The 20,419-nt window shown below is 36.6% G+C and carries 20 protein-coding genes; 4 read left to right on the top strand and 16 right to left on the bottom strand.

Features of this window, described 5'->3' with window-relative positions:
- Positions 1-104 precede the first annotated feature (104 nt).
- The 11 genes from PCY10_RS05190 to rlmD form a co-directional block, all read right to left on the bottom strand.
- Positions 105-2,921, bottom strand: a complete 2,817-nt coding sequence (locus PCY10_RS05190) for a hypothetical protein (protein WP_020998975.1) — start codon at positions 2,919-2,921, stop codon at positions 105-107.
- 67 nt (positions 2,922-2,988) lie between these two features.
- Positions 2,989-3,378, bottom strand: a complete 390-nt coding sequence (locus PCY10_RS05195) for a hypothetical protein (protein ID WP_301558935.1) — start codon at positions 3,376-3,378, stop codon at positions 2,989-2,991.
- 7 nt (positions 3,379-3,385) lie between these two features.
- Positions 3,386-6,034 carry a valine--tRNA ligase gene (locus PCY10_RS05200; RefSeq protein ID WP_021003035.1) on the bottom strand — a complete coding sequence of 883 codons (2,649 nt, stop codon included), beginning with the start codon at positions 6,032-6,034 and terminating at the stop codon, positions 3,386-3,388.
- A gap of 21 nt (positions 6,035-6,055) precedes the next feature.
- A complete protein-coding gene (locus PCY10_RS05205) occupies positions 6,056-7,354 on the bottom strand; it encodes a hypothetical protein (RefSeq protein ID WP_021003036.1) in 1,299 nt (432 codons plus the stop codon).
- Positions 7,351-7,926 carry a GNAT family protein gene (locus PCY10_RS05210; protein ID WP_020998978.1) on the bottom strand — a complete coding sequence of 192 codons (576 nt, stop codon included), beginning with the start codon at positions 7,924-7,926 and terminating at the stop codon, positions 7,351-7,353. Before PCY10_RS05210 ends, PCY10_RS05205 begins: the two co-directional genes overlap by 4 nt.
- Positions 7,927-7,968: 42 nt before the next feature.
- Complete coding sequence (locus tag PCY10_RS05215; RefSeq protein ID WP_020998979.1) at positions 7,969-8,607, bottom strand: hypothetical protein; 639 nt, start codon at positions 8,605-8,607, stop codon at positions 7,969-7,971.
- Between the two features lie 173 nt (positions 8,608-8,780).
- Positions 8,781-9,500, bottom strand: a complete 720-nt coding sequence (locus tag PCY10_RS05220) for a hypothetical protein (protein ID WP_020998980.1) — start codon at positions 9,498-9,500, stop codon at positions 8,781-8,783.
- 250 nt (positions 9,501-9,750) lie between these two features.
- A complete protein-coding gene (locus tag PCY10_RS05225; RefSeq protein ID WP_003073643.1) occupies positions 9,751-10,005 on the bottom strand; it encodes a DUF1912 family protein in 255 nt (84 codons plus the stop codon).
- A gap of 10 nt (positions 10,006-10,015) precedes the next feature.
- Complete coding sequence (locus tag PCY10_RS05230; protein ID WP_021003038.1) at positions 10,016-11,377, bottom strand: DUF438 domain-containing protein; 1,362 nt, start codon at positions 11,375-11,377, stop codon at positions 10,016-10,018.
- On the bottom strand, positions 11,377-11,610 hold the full coding sequence (locus tag PCY10_RS05235) for a DUF1858 domain-containing protein (protein WP_021003039.1): 234 nt from the start codon (positions 11,608-11,610) through the stop codon (positions 11,377-11,379). The genes PCY10_RS05230 and PCY10_RS05235 overlap by 1 nt, the downstream gene beginning before the upstream one ends.
- A 364-nt stretch (positions 11,611-11,974) precedes the next feature.
- Positions 11,975-13,354 carry a 23S rRNA (uracil(1939)-C(5))-methyltransferase RlmD gene (gene rlmD, locus PCY10_RS05240; protein WP_021003040.1) on the bottom strand — a complete coding sequence of 460 codons (1,380 nt, stop codon included), beginning with the start codon at positions 13,352-13,354 and terminating at the stop codon, positions 11,975-11,977.
- Between the two features lie 56 nt (positions 13,355-13,410).
- On the opposite strand from rlmD, the gene PCY10_RS05245 reads away from it, so the two are divergent.
- The 4 genes from PCY10_RS05245 to PCY10_RS05260 all read left to right on the top strand — a co-directional run bounded on the left by PCY10_RS05245 (position 13,411) and on the right by PCY10_RS05260 (position 16,084).
- Entirely contained in the window at positions 13,411-14,157 is a 747-nt protein-coding gene (locus PCY10_RS05245) for an aminoglycoside 3'-phosphotransferase (RefSeq protein WP_021003041.1), read from the top strand.
- A 93-nt stretch (positions 14,158-14,250) separates the two neighbouring features.
- The gene (gene recX, locus PCY10_RS05250) at positions 14,251-15,027 is read left to right on the top strand and encodes a recombination regulator RecX (protein WP_041787503.1); all 777 of its coding nucleotides are present in this window, start codon (positions 14,251-14,253) and stop codon (positions 15,025-15,027) included.
- Positions 15,028-15,113: 86 nt separating this feature from the next.
- The gene (locus PCY10_RS05255) at positions 15,114-15,647 is read left to right on the top strand and encodes a DUF402 domain-containing protein (protein ID WP_003073655.1); all 534 of its coding nucleotides are present in this window, start codon (positions 15,114-15,116) and stop codon (positions 15,645-15,647) included.
- A gap of 119 nt (positions 15,648-15,766) precedes the next feature.
- Positions 15,767-16,084 carry a DUF960 domain-containing protein gene (locus PCY10_RS05260; RefSeq protein WP_003073656.1) on the top strand — a complete coding sequence of 106 codons (318 nt, stop codon included), beginning with the start codon at positions 15,767-15,769 and terminating at the stop codon, positions 16,082-16,084.
- A 119-nt stretch (positions 16,085-16,203) separates the two neighbouring features.
- Here PCY10_RS05260 and PCY10_RS05265 read toward each other — a convergent pair whose 3' ends face one another.
- Genes PCY10_RS05265 through liaF form a run of 5 tightly spaced genes read right to left on the bottom strand, consistent with a single transcriptional unit; the run spans position 16,204 to position 20,362 of the window.
- Complete coding sequence (locus tag PCY10_RS05265) at positions 16,204-16,596, bottom strand: S1 RNA-binding domain-containing protein (protein WP_014829583.1); 393 nt, start codon at positions 16,594-16,596, stop codon at positions 16,204-16,206.
- 1 nt (position 16,597) lies between these two features.
- Positions 16,598-17,998, bottom strand: coding sequence for a bifunctional Cof-type HAD-IIB family hydrolase/peptidylprolyl isomerase (locus tag PCY10_RS05270; protein WP_021003044.1), 1,401 nt, complete (start codon positions 17,996-17,998; stop codon positions 16,598-16,600).
- A gap of 39 nt (positions 17,999-18,037) precedes the next feature.
- Positions 18,038-18,670, bottom strand: coding sequence for a response regulator transcription factor (locus PCY10_RS05275; RefSeq protein WP_009568138.1), 633 nt, complete (start codon positions 18,668-18,670; stop codon positions 18,038-18,040).
- Between the two features lies 1 nt (position 18,671).
- Positions 18,672-19,667: a sensor histidine kinase gene (locus tag PCY10_RS05280; protein WP_009568137.1), complete on the bottom strand. Its 996-nt coding sequence runs from the start codon at positions 19,665-19,667 to the stop codon at positions 18,672-18,674.
- Positions 19,664-20,362, bottom strand: a complete 699-nt coding sequence (gene liaF / locus PCY10_RS05285; protein WP_009568136.1) for a cell wall-active antibiotics response protein LiaF — start codon at positions 20,360-20,362, stop codon at positions 19,664-19,666. The genes PCY10_RS05280 and liaF overlap by 4 nt, the downstream gene beginning before the upstream one ends.
- Positions 20,363-20,419 lie beyond the last annotated feature (57 nt).

The raw sequence follows: 20,419 nt of genomic DNA on the forward strand, positions 1-20,419 counted from the left end.
AACTTTGCAGTTAGACTTGCTTATAAGATTATATAAATCAGTTAATCCATTTTTTCTTTAAAATAAATACAGCAGAGAATCAACCATCCTGTTATAAAAATTCATTATTTATAACGATATTTCCGTTTTGGCTTTAATTCAACCCATTTGCTCTGATAATGCAAAATATCATTCAGATTTAGGAGAATTTGTCCTTTCTGTAGAATTGAAATATTATTTATTCCAGAAATTTTCTTAGCAATTGACTCTACATATTCTTCAACAGTTTTATTCAATGAATTTAGTTGTGATTCTAAATGATATTTAAAACCATCTATAAACTCTCTATCTTGATATAAATCATGATAAAAATTATCAATAATTTTAACAATGTAAAATTCTAATATCCCATCTCCACCAGACCAATAATAGCGACTATTAGAAGTCATCGTATCAAAAAATGTTCTACTAGTGTAGTTAGACTCCCTAGTATATTGATAATAGTTCCATCTTAAAATCCATTCCAAGCGAAATAAACTGACTACAGATATATTATCTATGACATCTGATAAATTCACTTTACCACTATGCAAAAGATATTCAACTGATATTTGTACATTATTTTGTTTATGAGAATAAGATTCTTTTGTAAAAATAGTCGTTAATTGATCTGTTAATAATAAATAGTCTCGGCAAAAACAACTAATCCTTTCTTTTTTATATCTAATTCTCCATTTCAAATCTTTAACTGAAATCTTCCGATTTTCTTTTCCTTTTATTTTTCCAACAAGTGATTTGCATACTTTAATAGGAAATTCCCTTTCAATATTAAATCTACTCTCCGCACGGGGGTATTCTTTTCTTGTTAACAACCATTGGACGTACAAAATTTTAAAATCTGACATTAAATGTTGTTCACCAAATTGGTCAAACCAAGAAAAATCTTTAATCATATTATCTCTCGTATCCCATAGCTTTTTTAAGAAGCTTTCAGTAATACGATGATCAATATCTGTCTCAGAAATAATAATCTTTTTCGCTTGATTAAATAAATAATAGTGATATTGTTCATCATAACTCATTATTTGTGTGATTCCTATATCATAAAATCCAAGATTACCATCCCACTGAGTATGATCTGTATAGAATAGTTGATATAACATAAAAGCTAATCGGTATTCTTCATTCATACTTAAGATTAAATTTTTAATTTTTTGTTTTCTCAATTCAACGTTACCCGATTTTTCAATTTTACTTTGATTAAAATCTTCAATTCTTCCTCTATCTAAGTAGTTGAAACAAATTTTAGAATAAAGCATACTGTTTTCATAATCATTTCGTTGACCATTTTGAAACACATCGTAATCGGACAGTCTTTTAAATTCTGATAAACTTATGTTTACATCTCCATTTTCATGCTTATCTAGAATTGTTACTAATCTAAATTTTAAAAAATCATATGTATATCTATAAAAATGATCGGTCTTATTTTCTTTATAATTTTGTATTTCCTGTTTTACATCTTCAAAAAGACCATCTAAATTTATATCTTCTTTGTTAATTAATACTTTAAACAAAAACTCTCTAACGTTATTGTTCTCATCTCTATGAAATCGTACAAATCTAGTCTCTCCTTTTTCTGGATACTCAATTTTTAAAGACTCTAATGTTGGATCATTTGTTACAATCCTATCAATGATTTTTAAATCTTCTAAGATTAGATTTTTCCAATTTTCAACAGAAAAATTATCTCTATACTGTTTTAAAAATTTCCATTTCTCAAAAATAAATGTTCTAAAGTACTTATAAAAACTTTTCCACTCCTGTCTTAAGTCATACTCGTTCTTATCTTGATAAGTTTCCAACCATGATCTATCATCAAGTAAAAGCTTATTACGAAACCTCTGAGTTCTCGTTAATTCAAACCCTCTCTCTGTTTTGTTTAAAATGGTCCAGTATAAATTCCTAGTATCAAAATAATCCAAATTAAAAATATTTGTCACAAATTCTTCGTATTCATTTACATCTAATTTAGCAAAATCTCTTGTTAACTTATTTTTAAGAAAATCATTCACATATACACTTCTATTGCGATAAATCAACCAAAAGGTTTCTGTATAATCTTCCTGAATCTGTTTCCTCATGTTGTATTTTAGATTTTCATCATCCTTAGTTTTCATCAGTAAAGCAACTCGGATAATATATAGACTCATGCTTAGTAAAAAAATATAAATAACTAACAATAGCATATAAGAAGTCTGCCACAGTATGGTAAGCTCCTTTATAAAAGCTGTATTTAATTTTACTGTTACTGGAATAATTATGGCGGCTAGTAACATCAAAATAAATATTTTTGATTGTGTTACATGATACCAAAATGATTGTCCAATAAGATAATTAACTTTACTTTTCCCTAGATAGGTATCTGATTTTACGTCACCAGCTAGATACTGCAAGAAACCAATATAGATTCCATACATACCAAAAATGCTTACAATAAAACCTAGTAATTCCACATTACTTTTATTAACCAAGCTTATAGTTGGAGTAGCGTAGTTGATTTGGATATACATAAGTCCAATTAAAACTATAGCTAGCAAGAATTCTGAAACATCTTCTAATTTCTCTTTAAATAGATATCTTTTTATCTTATCAAATCTTTCAATAGATTTATTTCCAACTCGCAATTGGCTTATGAAATATCTCAATCCTCGGAAAAAGTCCTTATAAATTGAAATAACAAAAAAGAAAAATACTACAAAACCAATAAAATTAAATCCTTGAACATTATCTGGCAGTATAACGACCAAAAATAAATATATAAAATATAAAAATGGAAACCAATCTTGAAAGGTTGTACGAATTTCATTCCATCTCAACTTACCAAATAACCACGCAAAGAAAAAAATAAACCATAATACTATTTTTACTAAACTAAACACTAATCAACCTCCCGTTTTTATTATTATACCAAAAAACACAGTCTTTCAACTGTGCTTATAAAAGTTGCTAACCAAGTAACTTTCTAAGAGATTCCTCTGAAATTCTTTTATTAAATCTCTGCAAATCTATCCTCATGAGATTGATTAGTTTTAAATATTCCAAATATTTTTGTTCATTATTTTTAGCAAAATTTATAGGTTCAATTTTCCTTGCTAATTCTACAATTTCTTCAGGAGCAAAGAGAACTAATTCTTGTTTTGAAAGGATGTGTTTTTGTTGTAATTGAATTTCCCTTTGCTTTTCTGGTGATAAAGTTGACAATGCAACTACTGCAAGATAGTTTTTATAAACTCGCAGTTTTTCATCAAACCTTTTTTGCCAAAAACATTGTAAAATTCCAAAAAATAAAGTAAATAATCCCAGTAAGATTGTTATCATCTCAACTAAATTTTTCATTTAGCCACTACCCCAACTTTTCCATCTCTTTAATCCGTTCCACTGTGGCATCGTATTTAGCTTGGTAGTCAGCTTGTTTTTGTCGCTCTTTCTCGACGATTTCGGGTTTGGCGTTGGCGACGAAGCGTTCGTTACTTAGTTTCTTGCCAACCATATCTAGTTCTTTTTGCCATTTGACCACTTCTTTGTTGAGGCGGGCTAGTTCTTCTTCGACATTGAGCAAATCTGCCAGCGGCAGAAAGATTTCTGCACCTGTGATAACTGCTGACATGGTTAGTTCTGGGGTGGCAATGGCAGAGCTGATTTCAAGTGTTTCTGGGTTTGTGAAGCGTTTGATGTAGTTGACATTGCCCTTGAAGAAGTCTTCCAAGTTGCTGTCGCTTGTTTTGACAAGGATGGTGATAGGTTTGCTTGGAGCTACGTTGACTTCTGTACGCGCATTACGTACAGCTCGAATCAGGTCTTTGAGACTTTCCACGCCAGAATGCGCCGTTTGATTTTCAAAAGCAGGATTAACAGTTGGATAAGCTGCTGTCACGATCGAACCATCTGCGTATTGACCGAAGATTTCTTCTGTTACAAATGGCATGATAGGATGGAGAAGACGCAGGATTTTGTCCAAGGTGTAAAGGAGGACCGAACGCGTAATAACTTTTTCAGCCTCATCTTCGCTGTAAAGGACTTCTTTGGTCAACTCCACATACCAGTCGGCAAATTCATCCCAGATGAAGTTGTAAAGAATATGACCAGCTATACCGAATTCGAACTTGTCGAAATTTTCGGTGACTTTGGCAATGGTTTCGTTGAGGTTATGAAGAATCCAGCGGTCCGTCACATTACCAGCTGTACCAGCAACAACTTTTTCAACGTTTGCGCTAGCTTGATCAAGGCTAAGACTCTCATTGTTCATGAGAATATAGCGGGAAATGTTCCAAATTTTGTTGATGAAGTTCCAAGAAGCATCCATCTTTTCATAGCTGAAGCGGACGTCTTGACCTGGTGCAGAGCCATTTGAAAGGAACCAACGCAAAGCATCAGCACCGTATTTTTCAACAACATCCATAGGGTCAATGCCGTTACCGAGAGATTTAGACATCTTGCGCCCTTGTTCGTCACGGATAAGTCCGTGGATGAGAACATTCTGGAAAGGACGGCGACCAGTGAATTCCAAAGATTGGAAAATCATACGAGACACCCAGAAGAAAATGATGTCATAACCCGTTACCAGCGTTGATGTTGGGAAATAACGTTTAAAATCTTCTGAGCCCGTGTCAGGCCAGCCTATGGTTGAGAATGGCCAAAGAGCAGAGCTGAACCAAGTGTCAAGGACATCTTCATCTTGCTTCCAGCCATCACCTTCTGGCGCTTCTTCACCCACATAGATTTCGCCATCTGCATTGTACCAAGCAGGGATTTGGTGACCCCACCAGAGCTGACGAGAAATTACCCAGTCGTGCACATTTTCCATCCATTGAAGGAAAGTATCGTTGAAACGTAGCGGATAAAATTCTACCTTGTCGTCTGTCTCTTGGTTAATAATAGCATTTTTTGCCAATTGATCCATCTTAACGAACCACTGGGTAGACAGACGTGGCTCGACCATAACGCCAGTCCGCTCTGAGTGACCAACACTGTGAACACGTTTTTCGATTTTGACAAGAGCACCAGTTTCTTCTAACTTAGCAACGACTGCTTTACGAGCTTCAAAGCGGTCCATGCCAGAGAATTCACCAGCCAAGTCGTTCATAGTTCCGTCATCATTCATGACATTGACTTGTGGCAGGTTATGACGTTGACCAACGAGGAAGTCGTTAGGGTCATGGGCAGGTGTGATTTTAACAACACCTGTTCCAAATTCTGGATCAGCATGTTCATCTGCCACAATTGGAATCGGCTTATTAACGATTGGTAAGATTACATTTTGTCCAATCAGATCTTTGTAACGATCATCATTTGGATTGACAGCGACAGCCGTATCTCCAAACATGGTCTCTGGACGCGTGGTCGCAATCTCTAAACTGCGTGAGCCATCTTCCAGCATGTAGTTCATGTGGTAGAAGGCACCTTCCACGTCCTTGTGGATAACCTCGATATCAGACAAAGCTGTGCGGGCCTTAGGGTCCCAGTTAATGATGAATTCGCCGCGATAAATCCAGCCTTTTTTATAGAGTTCTACGAAAACCTTGCGGACCGCTTTAGACAAGCCTTCATCAAGAGTGAAACGTTCACGTGAGTAGTCAACAGAGATACCCATTTTACCCCACTGCTCCTTGATAGTTGCAGCATATTCGTCTTTCCATTCCCAGACCTTATCCAAGAATTTCTCACGACCAAGATCATAACGGGAAACGCCGTCTTCAGCCAAGCGAGCTTCTACCTTAGCCTGCGTAGCAATCCCAGCATGATCCATTCCTGGTAGCCAGAGCGTGTCAAAGCCCTGCATGCGCTTCTGACGGATAATAATATCCTGCAAAGTCGTGTCCCAAGCGTGACCAAGGTGCAATTTCCCCGTCACATTCGGCGGTGGAATCACGATTGAGTAAGGGTGCGCTTTTTTGTCCCCTGATGGCTTAAAAACATCCTCATCAAGCCATTTCTGATAGCGCCCAGCTTCTACTTCTGCTGGATTGTATTTTGGTGATAATTGTTTTGACATAATATATCCTTTCTAATTTATCTAATTAAAATATCTATTTGAACGCTCTATATAGGATCTTCGTATTAAATATATCATTATTTTACTGAGTACATAAGCAACAGCTATTGAACATAGTAAGATAATAAACGAAACAAAAATACCTAATGTGAAATTTGAAGATGTTCCTCTATCAAATACAGAGATGAGAAATTTTTTTAAGATATTAATCTGTTCTATCTGTTCATTTTTTATTATTTGTTTCGTAGATAGGGAAGACATTATATTAAACACAAATAATGTATTAAAACTCATTATTTGTAGCCAATAAATATGCTTCTTCATAGCAGGTGTAGGAGACTTTAAATAACCTCTTGGTATTATGCTATTCACTTCTCCAATAAAAATTGGCAACAACATGGGCAAGAACCATGTCAAAATCCCAATTATATCGCTTTCAATCTGATCTAAAAGAACCAAAAAGATTAATACCAAGCCAATTAAAGCCCAATTTGATATGACTCCTTCTTTATCCTCCCCTCCTCTATCAATTCCTTCGTAAACAGTTATCCAAAAGTAAACCGTAAAAGACATAAGCATCAAGTAAATCAATACCGTACTTAGGTTTAGAGAATTGGTTTGAAAAAACATGGATATATATAGATATATAGATATAGCTGATGTACCATATGATTTAATATTAGAATTCCAGAAAACTTTGCCTGTTTGTGCAAAAATTCTGTTTTGTTTTTTATATATCCAAACAGATAAAAACCCTCTAAATATCGATATAAATATAAATAGTAGGAAAATAATAAAAATGAGAGAAATTAAATCTAGATCACTTCGAGATATTGGCAATTCATTTACAAAACTATCTATTTTATTCATATTTTCTTTGATAATATATTTTAAAAGAAAATATGAACCAATAAAAAATGCATCGAATAAATTGAAAGCCACAAGGGTATCCCTACTTCTTTGAAAATAAGTTTTAAAAGATCGCATCCTTCGTTCAAGTAGAATACTATAAACTATAAATAAAGATGGCTGTAATAAAATAATGAATCCATAATTTAAAAATAATAATATTCCGGTTGATATCCCTAGAAAAAACCAATAAATAATTTGAAAAGTTTTAGATATCTGTAACCTTCTTAATCTGAATCCATATAAACCCAGTAAAATTCCTACAACAATTTCAGCAATATATATAGGCTTAACTGGTAAAATATTTTCTGGAAGCAAAGTTATTGGAAAAATCAAAGAAGCTAACATTAGAATAGAAACTATAAATATAACAGGTAGTAACGCTAACAGATACAAAAATATTTTTTTCATCTCTCCTCCCACTCACTCCTCAGCAATCCATATATCAGATCGTCACAGCGATTGCCTTGGGCATCTTTACGGTCTCGGATGCGAGCTTCGAGGGTAAAACCCAGTTTTTCTGCTACGCGCTGGCTCTGTTTGTTATAGTCATAGCAACTAATTTCAACTTTGTGAAGGTTCAAAATGGTAAAAGCAATCTCAACCAAGGCACTAACAGCTTCCGGAACATAGCCTCGTCCCCAATAATCTGGGTGTAAGACATAGCCAATCTCCAGTACATCATCTTCATGCCGATGATTAAAGTCAACAGAACCAACGATTCTTTCCGTCCCTTTGACAACAATTCCGTAGCCAGCTGGGAGATTGTCCTTTTGATTGCGTTCAGGAAGGACATGCTCCAGATAATAAATCTCATCTTCCAAGGTTTTGACGGGAGGAAAGCCTGCTGGGTAGGAGACTTCTGGCCGACTGGCGTAGTCAAAAATATCCTCGGCATCAGCTACCGTTCGCTGACGTAATATCAGGCGTTCCGTTTCAACTTTTGGAAGCTCTTTACCATTATATGCTTCAAGAATTTTCATATTCTACTTCCTTACGTTAATCAAATTATCTTATCGATTGGCTTATTTATTTTCTGACCATGTAGTTTCAATATAGGCAAGCTGTTTGACAAAAGCATCGCTCTTTTTATTTCCTTCAAGTGAAATGAGATAGACGCGATCACTCTTCTTCGTCTTAAAAATCCATGCACACAGTATTTTCCCATCAGACTTGAGAGCGCCATAGACTTGATAAGCCCGATAAGAATCCTTTGTTCGATAATCTGTGATAGTTGCCCTAGATCCTGTCAAACCTTGAAACTTCCCAGTTTTATCCATCATTCCAAAATAATTGTCAGCTACCTGTTTAACTACTACATCATCAATCGCATCGATGCCAAGCTTTTGTTTTGTATAGCCATTCATGGTGACAATTGTATAAGCATCTGTTGCTGAGTATTGATAGGCAGCACTTCCATTTAAGTCTTTAAATCTTACCCAATCCTTTGGAACAAAGACATAGCCGACCTGATCATTTCCAATCTGTTGCATATCCTTTAACGGATTATCTTGCTCTTTTTTAGAGACTTTTTTGGGGGTTGAGGTTGTTGTTTCTGTAGTCGGATGCTTCTTGACTTTCCCAGAATTCCCTTGCGAACTACAGGCTACAAGACCTGGTATGAGTATCACTGTACAAACTAAAACGAATAATTTCTTTTTCATAACTGTTCCAAATGCTCTCAATTAAATCGAGCACCTTTTCCTTTCAATTTATCGTTTGGTATCCTTAACCAGAAATGAGTTCTCCTATCTGCATCTACCAGTCAGATCCAAACCTTTCATTTTTGATTGATTTTTATCGTCATATTCTTCTAAACTCGGTTCACTGTCCTCCTTTACTCTTTGTCTTTTACAAATGGCAAAATTGTCTGATAATACTCCATACTACTAAATGTTTGGTAGTAAAGCCGACTAGTATCAAGAACAAACCACCGCTGATTTTTATTAAGTTCTGCAACACTTCTTTTTAGCTTTTTCACCTCATTAACTGAAAAACCATTGACGTGGTAATAAGCAAGAGTGATGTGTGGCGTAAAGGGATAAGGCAACCTTCTGACGCCATCAACCAACTGGTACAATTCCATCAATATTTTATAATCTGACTCGCTTACTGGCACCAAGCCCATTACCAAACTCGTATTGCACATATTAAAAATAAAATGATTTGTCATCTTAATCGTTTTGTGAGCCAATGGCTTATCATCCAATCTCTTTTCGATCCGTTGGCGATTCTGTTCTAAATCACCAGTTAACTCACTGAATTGCGAACCACTTGACAAATCATGTAAGGTCATATGATAGCTAGAGACAGGAAGCTTTTCTGCAAAGCAACCAGGTGCTTCATCATAAAGTTTTTTGACAATTTCAGCTAACCAAATCTTATCTTCAGTCGCCAAATCAAAGACAACTGTATCTCCATAGAAGGCACCAAAAGTATTATCTGAATTGACCTTCTCTGTTACACAAGAATTAGGCAGAAAATTCGTTTCTGCTATAGACAATTCTGCTTGTTCAAATGAAGCTACCCTCTTTAAAAATTCTGCGTAAGTCTCCATCAATCAGCCCTTTCCAAGCTACAAATAAAAATTCGCCCCTGCCATATCTATGACAGGGACGAATGCAACTCCGCGGTACCACCCAATTTCGGGCAGATGCCCGCAGCTTTGTTTATTTCATTGTATCTTATCATCACATCAGCAACCAGTTTTGACGCATTCGTGGACTTCTCAGCACCGCCACTTTCTGTAAAATGCTTGACTCAAAACACCTCTGATGAACTTATTCTAACACCTTTCCAGTGAAAAATCAATAATTTCTCTCTCCAAAAAGTCCATCTGGCAAGTCATGAAATCCTTTACCTTCTTGATAGTTGGCAAATTTCCCTAATAGAAACTGATAAGCATCCAGGCGACTCTCGTAACGAATAGCTGCTTCCTTAGCTCGTTCATCTTTGTCTTCTTCATAGACCTTCTGACTTTCTTCAAGAGCCATTTCATTAATTGTTACTTGAGTCTTGACCCAAGTTTCAAAATCCCTTAAAAATTCCTGTTCGTATGTCATCATACTCCTTCTAATCTACTCCTCGGTAGAAGTCTTCTTCAATATCACGGAAAGGCTGAATATCTTGGACATATTCCAATACACCTTGAAACTCTCCTGCTTCATCTCGTACTGCCGCATAAGTCACATGAACAAACTTACCTCGCGATTCTGACTTGAACCACATAACAAACTTATCTCGTTTGCCTTCGCGTAATTCTTTAAAAATAAAGCGCACCTTCTCTAAAAATTTAGGTGGATGACACAGTTCTACATTGCGTCCAACCTGACTCGGCATCCGCTTGAAGATCATCTCCTCAGCTGGAACGCTGTCATTATAATATTGGAAAATATCTTCCTTATTGACAAAAGTAATTTCCATCGGCAAATGATTCAGAATCAGATTTGCCTGGTTTACTGATAAATAACCATTGCCAAATGGCAGCTGAGTTTCTCGGCTCATTGCTGCTGCATTTTGTTCTTTTGGCTTAAAGGAAATGGTGAACTGTCCCTCAGGTGTCTCAATAACTTGCTGAATTGTGCCATCTGACACCAACTCATCATTTGCTACCGCTTCGCTTTTATTCTTCTCAACAGTCCTCTTTTCTTCCTCCGAGAATGATTGGCGAACTGGTATCCATTTCTCAGTCGGCTTGATAATTGCATAATCGTAAACATCACTTCCTTCTGCCACTTTCAGCCAATCGTCCTGTGTGAAGGATTCCAGCAAAATCATAAGTAGGATTGACTCTTCCTTAAAAATCATCGCTTCGAACTCAGCTGCAAAATTTTCAAATTTCTCACGAACTTGCTCAATCCCTAGATTGGTCAAATTTTCAACAGCAGTTTTTGCCTCCTGAAAAAGATCTCGAATCTGGTCGTCTACCCCCCACATCACCTTAGGTGGAGAATCATGTCCATAGCTCTCCATGATTGGAAACATTAGTTCTTCTTTACGCTTATAGTGCCGATCAAATTGTTCTACTAAGCTCAACTGCCGCTTCAATCCTTTACGAATCTCCATCAGCATTTCTTCATCATCAGACCGCTCATAGGTATCCAGTAGCCTACGTACCCGCATGAGAGCTGCCCGTAAAGCTAAATTTTCCTGCTTGAAAATCTGGACTGGATGTCCCGGATGATCCGTATCAGCAATTTCAACCTCTTTGACTACTCCTTTAAACAGATTTGCATGCACATTACAAAGAGACATGACATCCTCAAAAGTCACACCTGTATCTGAAGTCATCAACTCATGCTCCATCAAGCTAATTTCAATGGCCGAAACACCTGTAAAATGCTTATTAAATTCTTCTTGAACGGCTTCTGCCTTTGCGCCATGATGCAGATCAAGCAAAATATTCTTTAAAATTTCAATTCGTTCATCTGCCATTAGTCAAGCCCCACTACTTCATAGCCATTGGCTTCTAAAGTCAGAACAATTCTTTCCATCGGTGTACCTTCCAGCTTAGAACCTTGCTTTAAGGATACTTTCCGACCAACCGTATTGCGCATAATTGGGTTGGCAAGCGGCTTAAAGCCGAGCTCCACTAAAATTTCTAACACTTCTGGGTGCTTATCAATTACTTCTGCCACAGGAATTGATACATCAATGATGTTATCCATTTTTCACCTCATGAACATTTTTCTATTATTATAACACAAAAAGCGGTTGCTTTCTCAGCAAAATCAAAGCGATCTTTCTCTTTGCTCGATTCTATTTTTTAATCAATCATCTATCAGTTGGCTATTCCTGATTCAGAAGCAGGCGGTTTAGGGATTATCGCTTCAGTTGGCACAGATAGATAACATCACATTTATAGCAGCAACTTTGCTAATTTTATCTTCAAACTCCAACAGACCCTCGAGCTGTTGAAGCAAAGTAAATAACAGTATACATCTTTCCATCCTCTGCTTTAAGAGCTACTACAACATGAGTTGCGTAAACAAAGAGTGATTCCTCTGCAAATTATAGAGTTTCTTAGCTTCTTCATACATTTTTTTCTATCCACAAATTATCTTTCCTTACCAATTTAACCACAGCCTCGGTTCGAGCTGTGTGCGGAAACATATCTACTGATTGGATATAGTAGACATTATAAACCTTGCTGAGTGTGACTAAGTCCCTTGCCAGAGTAGAAACATTACAGGAGACATAAACCATTTTCTTAGGTGCATAACGAACAATCGTCTCTAGTAGCCTTTCATCCAAGCCTGTCCGAGGTGGATCCACAATCAAAGCATCTGCCCGATAGCCTTCTTTGTACCAGCGAGGAATAATGCTTTCAGCAGTTCCAGCCTCATAATATGTATTATCAAACCCCATTTTCTTAGCATTTCGCTTCGCATCTTCAATTGCTTCTGGTACGATATCCATCCCACGAAGAGATTTTACTTTTGTAGCAAAAGCAAAGCCAATCGTTCCCACGCCACAGTATGCATCAATCAAATGATCTTCCGAATTAACATCCAAAGCTTTAAGTGCTTCACTGTAAAGCACCTCTGTTTGTTCTGGATTGAGCTGATAGAAAGCCCGAGGTGACAGGGAAAACTCATAGCCTAATACACCTTCTTGGATAGCCTCCTTACCCCATATTATCTCGGTCTTATCCCCATAAATTTCGCTCGACTTACTCGTATGATAATTGACCGCTACTGTATCTACTTCTGGAAATTCTGAGGTTAAATCTCGAATAACTGGCGAAAAATCCAACTTTTTTCCTGTAATAAAAATTATCTGTACTTGACCAGTTTTTCGAGCCCTGCGAATCATAACCGTCCGAACGCCTGCTCTCTTACGCTCATCGTAGATAGGAAGATTGTACTTCCCCAAAAGGAGAGCCACTTTATTGATAATGCTTTGCGTTACTTTATCTTGTACCAGACAATTTTTCAAAGAAATCAGATAGTGAGAATTTTGAGCATAAAGACCCGTTTTGACGCTCCCCTTAAATTTCCGTGTTTGAAACTGCAACTTAGCTCGATAATATTGGGGAGTTTGCATACCAATCGTTGGGCGAATCTCGTAGTTTTCATAACCGGCTGGTGCAAATTTTTTCAAAGCCTGCCGCAATAAATCCGTCTTAAACTCTAACTGTTTATCATAATGCAAGTGCATAATTTGGCAGCCTCCGCATTTTTCATAAATCTCACAAGGCGGCTCTACTCGATACTTAGAATGCTTATTAATCGTCAAGAGCTTTGCTTCGACAAAATTGCGCTTAACCGTCGTAACTTGACAAAAAATATCCTCACCTTTTAAAGCACCTGGTACAAAGACTAAGGTCTTTTTATAAAATCCAATCCCTTCCCCATTAATTCCCATTTTCTTAATTTTTAAAGGGATTCTTTGCTTTACTTTCAAACTCATAAGCCTATTATACCATGCCAACACGATAATGTTGAGAATATGGTACAATAATCAGTATGAAAAAAGAAAAAGTAACTCTCACAATTTCTCAATTCCCAGAAGAATTACGAATATATACAGAGAAAGCCACTTTGTATGACAGTTCTTCCCACTCAGGCGCAACCGTACTTTATCTAGATACAGGCTACTATCTTAAAATAGACCAAAAAGGAAAGCTAGCACGAGAGGCACAATGTGCTAAATGGTTTGACAAACAAGGGATCGGTGTTCCTGTCCTGACATACATCAGCCAAGACAAGGACTACTTGCTCACTAAAGAAGCCTCCGGCTTATCAGGATTGGAAGTGCTAGACCAACCAGAAGTCCTCTGCCAAACCATGGCAACAGCGCTAAGACAGCTCCATAACCTCCAACCAGTCCACTTTCCCACAAACTCACTTCTAAAGAACTATATTCAGCTAGCGGAAGAGAACTATCAAAAAGGGCTTTCCTATGAAAAAGCTCTCCTGCCACAATTTCAGATTCGCAGCCGAGAAGAGGCTTATCACCTCATTCAAAAGCTAGGGCATTTGCTGACTGAAGAAGTCTTTATCCATGGAGATGCCTGTCTTCCAAATTTTATCTTCACTGATGCCAGTCATTTTTCCTGCTTCATTGATGTTGGGCTATCTGGCTTTAGTGATCGCCACATTGACCTTTACTGGGCTATCTGGTCACTGAATTATAATCTAGGCAATCCAAAATATGGTGACCTATTTTTGGACTACTATGGTCGAGAAAATATCAACTCCGAGAAATTATGACTTATCGCAGCTTTTGAAGCATTTGGCTAATAGTCACACTTACTATCCCATCCATTAGCTCCAAATTTCACACAAGTTATCGAAAGAATGATTATGAAAATCACTAAAATTGAAAAGAAAAAGCGTCTCTATCTTTTAGAATTGGACGAAACTGACAAACTTTACATCACTGAAGATACTATCGTTCACTTTATGTTATCAAAAGGCATGAATATCAGTGAGCAAGAATTAAAAGAAATTCAGGACTACGCACAGTTTTCTTACGGAAAAAATCTAGCTCTATATTATCTTTCTTTCAAGCAAAGAACTGTCAAAGAAGTGCGGGATTATTTGACAAAATACGAGATTTCCTTAGATACCATCGAGAAAGTGCTAACGATTCTCATAAAAGATAACTGGATAGATGACAGACAATATGCTTATTCCTTTATTCATTCCAATCTTCTATCTGGTGATAAAGGTGCTTTTGTCCTCAAGCAAAAATTGACTCAAAAAGGTATCACAGCTTCTATTATTGATGAAGAATTATGCAAATTTGATTTTACAGAAGTAAGTCAAAAAGTCGCTGCAAAACTACTCCGCAACTATCAAAGCAAACTACCAAGTAAGGCCCTGCAGGATAAAATTCTTCAATCTATGATGAACAAAGGCTTTTCCTATACCGAAGCTAAGGCAGCTTATCAAACCTTAGATATCAAAGAAGATGAGGAAACTCAGCAGAAATTACTGTACAAAGAATTAGATAAGCAATACCACAAATATTCTAAAAAATATGACGGATATGAGTTAAAACAACGCCTCACCCAAGCACTCGCTCGCAAAGGCTACGATTTTTCTGATATTGCGAGCGCTCTCAAAGAATATCTATAAAAAATGTAAGGTTTATTTATGTTTTTTCATGAAAATATGTTACAATAAGAGCGATAGCCTGATTAATTGTAGAAAGTTGGTAGAAGATGAAGCTTCCAAAAGAAGGCGACTTTATTACAATTCAAAGTTATAAGCATAATGGAAATCTGCACCGTACTTGGCGCGACACCATGGTACTAAAAACAACAGAAAACGCCATTATTGGTGTCAATGACCACACCTTGGTCACAGAAAGTGACGGCCGACGCTGGGTAACGCGTGAGCCAGCTATTATCTATTTTCACAAAAAGTATTGGTTCAATATTATCGCTATGATTCGCGAAAACGGAGTTTCCTACTATTGCAATCTAGCCAGTCCGTATTATCTTGATGCAGAAGCATTAAAATACATAGACTACGATTTAGACGTCAAAGTCTTTACCAATGGTGAAAAGCGATTACTTGATGTAGATGAATACGAGCGTCACAAACGGCAGATGAACTACTCTAATGATTTAGATTATATCCTCAAAGAGAATGTCAAAATCTTAGTAGATTGGATTAACAATAAGCGCGGACCTTTTTCGCAAGCCTATGTTAATATTTGGTACAAACGTTATGTAGAGCTAAAGAGTCGCTAAAGTTTCCAAAGGACCAGTGGTCCTTTTTGATTTTCAAAGAACAATTTCTTGCAATTCAAGGTTATTTTATGTATTATATAGAAAATCCTTTGATGAATAAGTACAGAAAGGAAGAGACAATGGCTTTTACAAATACACGTGGACGCTATGCTAGCTTTGGTGTTGTAACAAGTTTACCAGATAATATCATTGATTCTTTCTGGTATATTATTGATAATTTTCTAAAGGGTGTGTTTGAGCTAGACGAACTGCTTCAGTTTGAACTCATCAACAATAAAGGAAAAACAACTTTTCGATTTTCACAAGATAGTCTAACGACTGTTGTCACTTTTGATTTCAATGATACTTTCAACCCATTTTTTCCACGAGAAATTTTTGTAACTGACAATAATGGTAAAGAAACTATTATGCTACCAGACGAATATACTTTGATATGATAGCACAAAATAGGAAGCATACGAGATTGATAGCTGCTTAAAAATATCTGAGAATAAGTACAATCCCTCAATAATTTATTGAGGGACTTTGTTATTTTTAGTAGGATTCTTTTGTGTGTTTATTTTTCTGTTTCTCCGTCAGTTTCTTCTTTTGCCTGATTCTGACTCAGAAAATTCATCGCTTCTTTTGTCCAAGTTGGCAAACTTTTAGCAAGTGGTGCAAAACCAAATTTGTACCGATCATTTGAAAAACGATGGCGTTTAGGTAGATGGTGCTTTTCTTCTTCCAGAGTTCTCATCGACAAACTAGCCTTACCTGAAAATTCATCATAGTCCATCACTTGCACCAAGACCGGATCATTCACATGCAGAATATCACGGATATTTTCGATGTAACCTGTCCGAATCTCTGAAATATGAATTAAGCCTATTGTTCCTGTTTCCAATTCCACAAATGCACCGTAAGGCTGAATTCCTGTAATTCTTCCTTTTAATTTTTCGCCAATTCTCATTTTAATCCTCAATTTCAATGGTTTCAATCACGACATCTTCAAGTGGTCTATCCATCGCACCGGTTTCAACAGCTGCAATCTTATCTAATACCTGATAAGAAGATTTATCTAATAATTGACCAAATACAGTATGGCGGCGGTCTAAATGCGGCGTTCCACCATTGCTTGCATAGCTCTCAGCAATTGGTGTCGGCCAACCACCACGCTCCAATTCCTTTTGTGCATAAGGAATCTTGCTGTTTTGCACAATAAAAAATTGACTGCCATTTGTGTTCGGACCAGCATTGGCCATCGAAAGTGCACCACGGATATTGTACAGTTCCGGAGAAAATTCATCTTCAAACTTTTCTCCATAAATAGATTCGCCACCCCTACCCGTACCAGTTGGATCACCACCTTGAATCATGAAATCCTTGATAATCCGGTGAAAAATGATTCCATCATAGTAGCCATCTTTTGATAAAGCGATAAAATTAGCCACTGTCTTCGGTGCCTGTTCTGGAAATAATTGAAATTTCAAATCACCGTGGTTGGTTTTAATAGTCGCTTTCGGTCCTTCTGTTGTTTCCATCGTTACTTGTGGAAAATGTAATTCTTTTTCTATCATTCCTAATTCCTCCAAAGCATAAAAAATGCCATCTTCTTCTACTTTTTTTGTCACAAAGTCAGCCTTGGCTTTTATTTTTTCATGTGAAATGCCCATAGCAATACTGATACCTGCATAATCAAACAACTCTAAATCATTGAGCTCGTCTCCAAAAACCATCACATTCTCAGGCTTCAACCCCAGATGCTCCACAACTGTCGCAACTCCAGATGCTTTTGAACCATTTGTTAGAACTACATCTGATGAATGTGGATGCCAGCGAACCAATCGTAGATGTTCTTCTAACTCTTTAGGCAATTGCAAGCTATCTCCAATATCTTCAAATGTCCACATTTGATAAACGTTGTGATCTTGATACAAATCCGGCTGAATAGGTAAATTAGGATAAACAATATCAATGGCTTCATCAATAAGCGGTGTTCGCGTCGAAAGCGCTGCCTCATGACTACCAACGAGACCAAAGTCAATCCCAACTTCCTTCGTCCAAGCGATATAAGTTTCTACCACATTTCGAGCAATCGGAGTTTGCGCAATAACCTTTCCTGCCTTATCTTCAATATAGGACCCATTCAAGGTGACAAAAAAATCAGGCTGCAACGCTTTCAGTTCTGGAACTACACCAAAAATTCCTCTCCCCGAAGCAATCCCCGTTAAAATTCCTTTTTCTTTCAGCTGTTTAAACACCGTTTTAATAGAGCCAGGAATATAGCCAGTTGCTTTTATTCGTAACGTATCATCAATATCGAAAAAGACGATTTTAATTTTCTTAGATTTGTATTTTAGTTTTGCCTTCATAATCTCCCTTTGACACTTACTCGCTTTCTATTATACCACTTAAATGTCATCTTGTGGGACAAGGTGGTGCTGAAAGGCGTAAACAACAGCTTGTGTCCGATCACTTACTTCTAATTTTGATAAGATATTAGATACATGTGTTTTAACAGTCTTCAACGAAATAAACAACTCATCTGCTATCCGTTGATTTTCATACCCTTTTGCTAATAGACCTAAAATATCGCGCTCACGCGCTGTTAGCTCTTCATGTAATTCAATATGATTTCGATGGTATTCCACTTTCTGACTGACCTCTGTTTCAATAGCAAGTTCACCCTTGGCTACCTTTCGAACTGCTCGTAAGATATCGTCAGCACTAGATGTTTTAAGCATGTATCCTTTAGCCCCTGCATCTAAAACTGGGTAAATTTTTTCATTATCTAAATAAGAAGTCAAAATAAGAATTTTAGCTTCAGGCCATTCTTTTAAAATAGCAAGTGTAGCTTCAATCCCATTCATTTTAGGCATGACAATATCCATCATTATCACATCTGGTCGTAATGACAGAGCCTTTTCCACCCCTTCACAACCATTTGAAGCTTCTACCACCATATCAACATCATTTTGTACATCCAAATAGCTCTTCAAACCAAGTCGCACCATTTCATGATCATCTACTAATAAAATCTGCATCCTAATCTCCTTTCAATAGTGGCACACGAATATCAATCGCTACTCCTTGCTTCGGAGCTGTTAAAATCTGTATCGTTCCTGCCATATCATTTACTCTTTCTTCCATATTTTTCAGACCATAACTCAACTCATCAGACGAAGTGGGTTCAAAACCAATTCCATCATCTGTCATCTTCAACTGTAATTCATTCTGAGTTTGATACAGATATACATCTAAATGATTCGCATTGGCATGACGGAGCGTATTACTAATAATTTCTTGAGCGATGCGGAAAATATGCTCCTCAATTTGTTTCGGTAATTTTTGAACATCATGATGAAAACTCACCTCAATATCACTCTTATCCGATAGCTCCTTCAAAATAAGATTCAGCCCTTCAACCAAGCTTTTTCCTTCCAACTCTGTCGGTCGTAAATGAAGTAACAAGATACGCAAATCACGCTGAGCGGTATTTAAAATCCCTGATACACCAGACAATTGTTTCGATAATGTATCCTTATCTAAATGCTCCACTTGCCCTGTCACGCCGGACAAAATTATATTGGCAGCGAAAAGTTCCTGACTGACCGTATCATGCAAATCACGTGCAATCCGCTTTCGTTCCTTTTCAATAACTGTTTCTTCGTTTTGCAAGGCACGATTCTCTGACTTTTGCAGATTTTCTGTTAAATGAGTTAATTTCTCTGATACCTGCTGAAAAGAAGCATCAATTTCTGATTGATGTGTTTCTTGCAGTTCTCGACCTTCCAAAATATTTTTCAAATTTATCTGAATCGTCGACAAAGTAACCATTTGAATCACTTTGATACCTAAAACCATCAACATCGTCAGAGAAAAAGTCAGCACAATCACAAAGAAACTAAAACTTTCCAAGCGCTCAACATTATTAAGAATCAGCTGCCAATCAAAATTAAATAAGCCAAAAATATAATGAATAATGATACCTAAAATAAGTATGGAGTAAAAGCTAATCAAGAGGTAGTAGATTTTTTTCATTTCCGAACCACCTCAACATTCCCAACAAACGTTGATAGGACAATTTTGACACTTTTGTGTGCTCGCTTAAAGTCTGGTGTTGTCAGGCTGAGACTTTCATTTCGCAACTCATAGACAGGTTGACCTAAGAATTGTAATTCCCCATATAGATTATTCACTTTGAGACTAACTGCTACATCAACTGGCACAATGATTTTTGTGTTACCAAAAAATTTACGCAAAATAATCACATTATCATGGTTTGTGATAATGACCTGTTCCAAGTGAATCGTATCTTTTCCCACCAGCCGAAATAGATTAATGTCATCAAATCGGCAGGTATCTAATGGGCCAAAATGATGAAGATTTCCTAGCCATTTATTTTTTTCTCGTTTTGGATTCACTGTATCATCAAAAATGAGATTTGTCACTCCATTTTCCTTATAAATATAGGGGTAAGCCACAATCATGCCATAAATAACCGCGAAAAGCAAAGCAGCAATAACATAGGGATTGAGCATAATAACGAAAAAAAGTAATATAGTAGATGTCACTAGGAGGAAGTTTCCTCTTTGTTTTCCAAAATAATAATAAAGCAACAACAAGAAAAGCACCAAAAAAAGAATAACACGTGAAAAATGACCAGATAAAATCGTCACTAATGCAAATGTTAGTAGAATGGATTCAACAAAAATAAAAAATTGGAGCTTTTTCATAGTCTCGATACCTTTCTAATCTTATTGTATCAAAAACTTTCAAAAATTCCTCCGACT

This window comes from Streptococcus sp. SI1, from assembly GCF_030439945.1.
Taxonomy (GTDB): domain Bacteria; phylum Bacillota; class Bacilli; order Lactobacillales; family Streptococcaceae; genus Streptococcus; species Streptococcus intermedius.